At 70.2% G+C, this 5,236-nt stretch carries 5 protein-coding genes; all 5 read left to right on the top strand.

Features of this window, described 5'->3' with window-relative positions:
• Positions 1 to 273 precede the first annotated feature (273 nt).
• Positions 274 to 1,272 (top strand): DNA/RNA non-specific endonuclease, encoded by a 999-nt coding sequence (locus tag ROTAS13_RS18795; RefSeq protein ID WP_075823090.1) that lies wholly within the window; start codon positions 274 to 276, stop codon positions 1,270 to 1,272.
• Between the two features lie 62 nt (positions 1,273 to 1,334).
• The gene (locus ROTAS13_RS18790; RefSeq protein ID WP_019463100.1) at positions 1,335 to 1,592 is read left to right on the top strand and encodes a hypothetical protein; all 258 of its coding nucleotides are present in this window, start codon (positions 1,335 to 1,337) and stop codon (positions 1,590 to 1,592) included.
• Between the two features lie 177 nt (positions 1,593 to 1,769).
• On the top strand, positions 1,770 to 2,930 hold the full coding sequence (locus tag ROTAS13_RS18785) for an ABC transporter substrate-binding protein (protein ID WP_075823089.1): 1,161 nt from the start codon (positions 1,770 to 1,772) through the stop codon (positions 2,928 to 2,930).
• An 83-nt stretch (positions 2,931 to 3,013) separates the two neighbouring features.
• Positions 3,014 to 4,051, top strand: a complete 1,038-nt coding sequence (locus tag ROTAS13_RS18780; protein WP_075823088.1) for a branched-chain amino acid ABC transporter permease — start codon at positions 3,014 to 3,016, stop codon at positions 4,049 to 4,051.
• A gap of 2 nt (positions 4,052 to 4,053) precedes the next feature.
• Positions 4,054 to 5,236 (top strand): ABC transporter permease subunit (locus ROTAS13_RS18775; protein ID WP_075823087.1); only part of this gene is annotated, 1,183 nt, incomplete at its 3' end.

Here is a 5,236-nt window from a genome sequence, read left to right as displayed (position 1 = left end):
CGCTCCGCGAGGAGGGGGTTGTTCCGCCGGTATGCCATCCGGCGACCGGTGTCCTGTCCCCCCTCCTCGCGGAGCGCTCACAGGGTTCCAAGGGACTAACGTCCCTTGGCGGGGTGTCCAGAGGGGCAGAGCCCCTCTGCCCCCGGCCTGATCATCCATATCCCGCCAGGGAGCACCGGGTGGTTTCACGGGAAACAGCGGCACGCTTCCGGCCGGCTGGAAGGCGGCGCTGCCGTCTGTTCAGGGCGCGGTGAACATGGGAGTGGATGCATCATGTCCCGTCCCGTGATCCGCCGCTGGCGCCCCCTGGTCCTGATTCTTCTGCCTGCGCTAGTGCTGCTGCTTGGCGCGCCATCGGCCCATGCATCCGAGGCCTGTACGCGGCATCACCCCGATGGCATCGCGCCGTCGGTCACGCGCCCGGCGCTGGAGCGGGACACCAGCCGCCTCTGTTTCGAGGGTTTCGCCGTCCTCTACAGCGGCGTCTCGCGCACGCCGCTGGCGGTGTCCGAACATCTGACCCGCGACCGCATCCAGCAGGCGCGCCGGGTGCCACGCGACGACGCCTTCCATGCCGAGGACCAGTTGCCGGAAGAGCAGCGGTCACGGCTGTCGGATTACGCACGCTCCGGCTTCGACAGGGGGCATATGGCACCCTCAGGCGACATGGCCACGCCCAGCTCGCAGCATGAGAGCTTCTCGCTGGCCAATATCGTGCCCCAGGCGCCGGAATCGAATCGCTGTCTCTGGGAGGGGGTCGAGAGCACGGTGCGCGACCTTGCCACGGAGGATGGCGAGGTCTGGGTGGTGACCGGACCGGTCTTCCAGGGTGAGAACCTGCGCCGCCTGAACCGGCGCGTGCTGGTGCCGACCTCGCTCTACAAGGCCATCTACCTGCCGGATCGGGGGGTGGCCGGGGCCTATCTGGCGCCGAACGGGCCGGGCCTGTCCTGGCGGGCCGTGTCGCTGGACGAGTTGCGCGACATCGCCGGGATCAACGCCTTCCCCTCCCTCGCCCCCGCGATCCGCGCCCGGGCCATGGCTCTGCCGGAGCCGACGCCGAACAACATCCGCGGCAGTTGCGAAGGTCAGACCGGCGGACAGGTGGCGAGCAGCGGCACGGCATCGAACCGCAGCGTCGCCCGCCGCGATACGTCCGTGGCATCCCCGGCCGGCCCGGGCATCATGGGCAGCCGCATGGCGCTGGTCATCGCGGCGGTGGTGGCCGTGGTGGTCATCCTGCTGCTGCTCCGCGTGCTGGGACGCCGCTGATGGCCGGCCGCGCCGGCGGGCCACCGGGAACACTCGCCCGTGCCGCTGAAAGGAGTTGCCGCATGACGAAGCTCAAGCCCTTCGCCGACGATGCCGCCGCCGCCGAGATCGGCGGCCTGAAGGTCGAGAACGGCCAGGACCGTATCGCCCTCTATGGCAGCCTGGACCTGACCCGGGACAAGCAGGGGCTGGCCCTGGCGAAGGAACTGCACGCGCTGCTTTCCGCCGCCCTGGCGGTGCTGGAGAGCGAGGCGGAGAAGCTCCCGGACAAGGTCGCCACCGGGGGGAATGTGGACGAAACGAAGAACCCCTTCGCCTGATCGCCGGACCGGCCCTGCCGGACCCATGGAAAAGGTTGATTTGACCGGCTGGCTGGTCAATTCTTTTCTCCGATCACCGTTCCGCCGCTGCCTGCTTCCGTCAGGGCCGGGTCCGGCGTAGGGACGGGAATGACGAGGCACGGGACCAGAGAATCCCGGCCACAGGGAGCGTAAACGATGTGGAAATATGCCGCCGGCCTCGCGCTGGTGCTCGGAGCTTCCCTTTCCGCCGCCTCGCCCGCCTCGGCGGCCGATCCCGTCCGCATCGGCGTCACCCTGTCGGAGACAGGGCCGGGTGCCTCGCTGGGCATCCCCGAGGGCAAGTCAGTGCGCCTGCTGCCCAAGGAGTTCGGCGGCCAGCCGGTGGAATGGATCATCCTCGACGACGGGTCCGACACCACCCGCGCGGTCGCCAACATGCGCAAGCTGATCGCCGAGAACCGGGTGGATGCGGTGGTGGGCTCCAGCGTCACCCCGGCCTCCATCGCCATGGTCGAGGTCGCGGCGGAGCAGAAGGTGCCGATGATCTCGCTCGCCGGCTCCTCCGCCATCGTCTCCCCGGTGGATGAGCGGCGCCGCTGGGTCTTCAAGACCGCGCAGAACGATGCGCTGATGGCCCAGGCCGTGGCCGACCACATGGCCAAGGCGGGGGTGAAGACGCTGGGCGTGGTGGCCTTCAGCGATTCCTACGGCGATGGCTGGATGGGCGTGATGAAGCCCCTGCTGGAGGAGCGGAAGATCCGCGTCGTGGCGGAGGAACGCTATGCCCGCTCCGACACCAGCGTCACCGGGCAGGTGCTCAAGGTGGTCTCCGCGAAGCCGGACGCCGTCTTCATCATCGCCGCGGGCACGCCGGCGGCGCTGCCGGCGCGCGGGCTGAAGGAGCGCGGCTTCCGCGGCGCGGTGTACCAGACGCATGGCGTGGCCAATGCCGACTTCCTGCGCGTGGGCGGCAAGGACGTGGAGGGCGAGATCCTCCCCGTCGGCCCGGTGGTGGTGGACCAGCTCCCCGACAGCCATCCCTCGCGCGAAACGGCGCGCAAGTACCGCGACGCCTACGAGGCGGAGAACGGCAAGGGCAGCGTCTCCACCTTCGGCGCGCATGCCTACGATGCCGGCATCCTGCTGAGCCACGCCATCCCCGTCGCCGCCGACAAGGCGAAGCCCGGCACGCCCGAGTTCCGCGCCGCGCTGCGCGATGCGCTGGAGGGGCTGAAGGGCGTCGTCTACGTGAACGGCACCGCGACCATGTCGCCGACCGACCATGTCGGCCAGGGCGAGCCCTCGCGCGTGATGGTCACCATCCAGAACGGCACCTGGAAGCTCCTGCCGCAGTAGCGGCACGCGGCCCTTCCCTGCCCCGCCGGGCATGGCCCAAATGGGCGGGGAAGGGCCGGTCCTCCCTCTGACGGAACACGGTCGTGGATCTCTCCATCCTCCTGGTGCTGCTGCAGGACGGGGTCGTGAGCGGCGCCATCTACGCGCTGATCGCCCTTTCCCTGGTGATCGTCTTCACCGTGACGCGCATCGTCTTCGTGCCGATCGGGGAGTTCGTGAGCTTCGGGGCGCTGACGCTCGCGGTGCTGGAGGCCGGGCAGATGCCGGGCACGGTCTGGCTGCTGATGCTGCTGGGCCTCGCCACCGCCCTGCTGCGGCTCTGGACCGGGCGCGGCCTGCCCCCGGCGCAGCAGGCGCGGCGCCTCGCCATGCCCGTACTGCTGCCGCTGCTGGCCTGGGGGCTGGCGCGCGCCGCCCTCGCGCTGGGCGCGCCGCCGCTGGCGATGGTGGCGCTGACATTGCTGATCGTCGTGCCGATGGGCGTCTTCCTCTACGACATCGTCTATCGCCCGATGATCCAGGCCAGCGTGCTGGTGCTGCTGATCGTTTCCGTCGCCCTTCACCTGGCGCTCACCGGGCTCGGCCTGGTCTTCTTCGGCGCCGAGGGCTTCCGCACCGAGGCGCTGTCCGACGCGGTGATCGAGATCGGGCCGCTCCTGGTTTCCGGCCAGTCCATCGCCGTGGTGCTGATGACGCTGCTGCTGATCGCGGCGCTGTTCCTGTTCTTCGAGCAGAGCCTGCTGGGCAAGGCGCTGCGCGCCACGGCGGTGAACCCGCTTGGCGCCCGGCTGGTGGCGATCTCGCCCGATCTCTGCGGCCGCACCGCCCTGGGCCTCGCCGCCGCGATCGGCACGGTGAGCGGCATCCTGGTCTCGGCACTCACCACGATCTACTACGACACCGGCTTCCTGATCGGGCTCAAGGGCTTCGTCGCCGCCATCGTCGGCGGGCTGGCCAGCTATCCCCTCGCCGCGGCGGGGGCGCTGCTGATCGGGCTGGTGGAAAGCTTCGCCAGCTTCCAGGCCAGCGCCTTCAAGGAGGTGCTGGTCTTCATGATCATCATCCCCGTGCTGCTCTGGCGTTCCTGGCGCATGCCGCAGAGCCTGGACGAGGAGCACTGAGCATGGCCTCGCGCCTCCTTCCCCTCGCCGCCCTGCTGCTCGCCGCCGCGCTGCTGCTCTGGCCCGGCCTGCCGGGCTTCTGGGCGGTGCTGGCAGGCTATATCGGCATCGCCTCGCTCACCGTGCTGGGCCTCGTCGTGCTGTCCGGCATCGGCGGGCTGATCTCCTTCGGCCAGGCGATGTTCGTCGGCATCGGCGCCTACACCACCGCGATCCTGACCACGGAACACGGCGTCTCGCCCTGGCTCACCCTGCCGCTCTCGGTGCTGGCGGCCGGGCTGCTGGCCTGGGGGATCGGCGCGATCACGCTGCGGCTGCGGGGCCATTACCTCGCCGTCGCGACCATCGCCTGGAACGTCTCCTTCTTCTACCTGATCGGCAATCTCGACATCTTCCACCGCTATGACGGCATCAGCGGCATCCCGCCGGTCTCCCTGTTCGGCGTCCCGCTGATCGAGGCGCGGCATTTCGCGCTGCTGGTGCTGCTCTTCCTGGCGGCGGCCATGCTGCTGACCCGCAACCTGCTGCGCTCCCGCGCCGGGCGCACCATCCGGGCGCTGCGCGGCGGCGCCATGGCGGCGGAATCCTGCGGCGTGAACACGCTGAACGCGCGCATCCTGGCCTTCGTCTATGCCGGGCTGCTGGCGGGTCTCGCGGGCTGGCTCTACGCGCATTTCCAGCGCACGGTGAACCCCTCCCCCTTCGGCCTGAACACCAGCATCGACTACCTGCTGATGGCCGTGACGGGTGGGGTGCAGCATATCGGCGGCGCGGTGCTGGGCGCCGCCATCGTCACCCTGCTGCGCGACCAGTTGCAGACGCTGCTGCCCGCGCTCATCGGCGCCCAGGGGAATTTCGAGACCATCGTCTTCGGCGCGCTGCTGATCCTGCTGCTGCAATTCGCGCCGGACGGTCTCTGGCCCCGCTTCGCGCGCCTCTTCCGCCTCGCCGCGCGCCGGGCCCCCGCCCCTGTCCCGCTTCCCACGGAGGCCGGACCCCTGCCGGTGCGGCAGCAGCCGCGCCAGGGCGAGGAGGTGCTGCGCGCCGAGGGGCTGCGCAAGGTCTTCGGCGGGCTGGTGGCGGTGAACGATGTCGGCTTCGCCCTGCGCGCCGGGGAGATCACCGGGCTGATCGGCCCGAACGGCGCCGGCAAGAGCACCACCTTCAACCTGCTGACCGGCGCTG

The sequence above is a fragment of the Roseomonas sp. TAS13 genome (assembly GCF_001950415.1).
Taxonomy (GTDB): Bacteria; Pseudomonadota; Alphaproteobacteria; order Acetobacterales; family Acetobacteraceae; genus Roseomonas; species Roseomonas mucosa.
The sequence above is the reverse complement of the archived record's forward strand: the minus strand, read 5'-3'. Positions and strand labels throughout refer to the sequence as shown.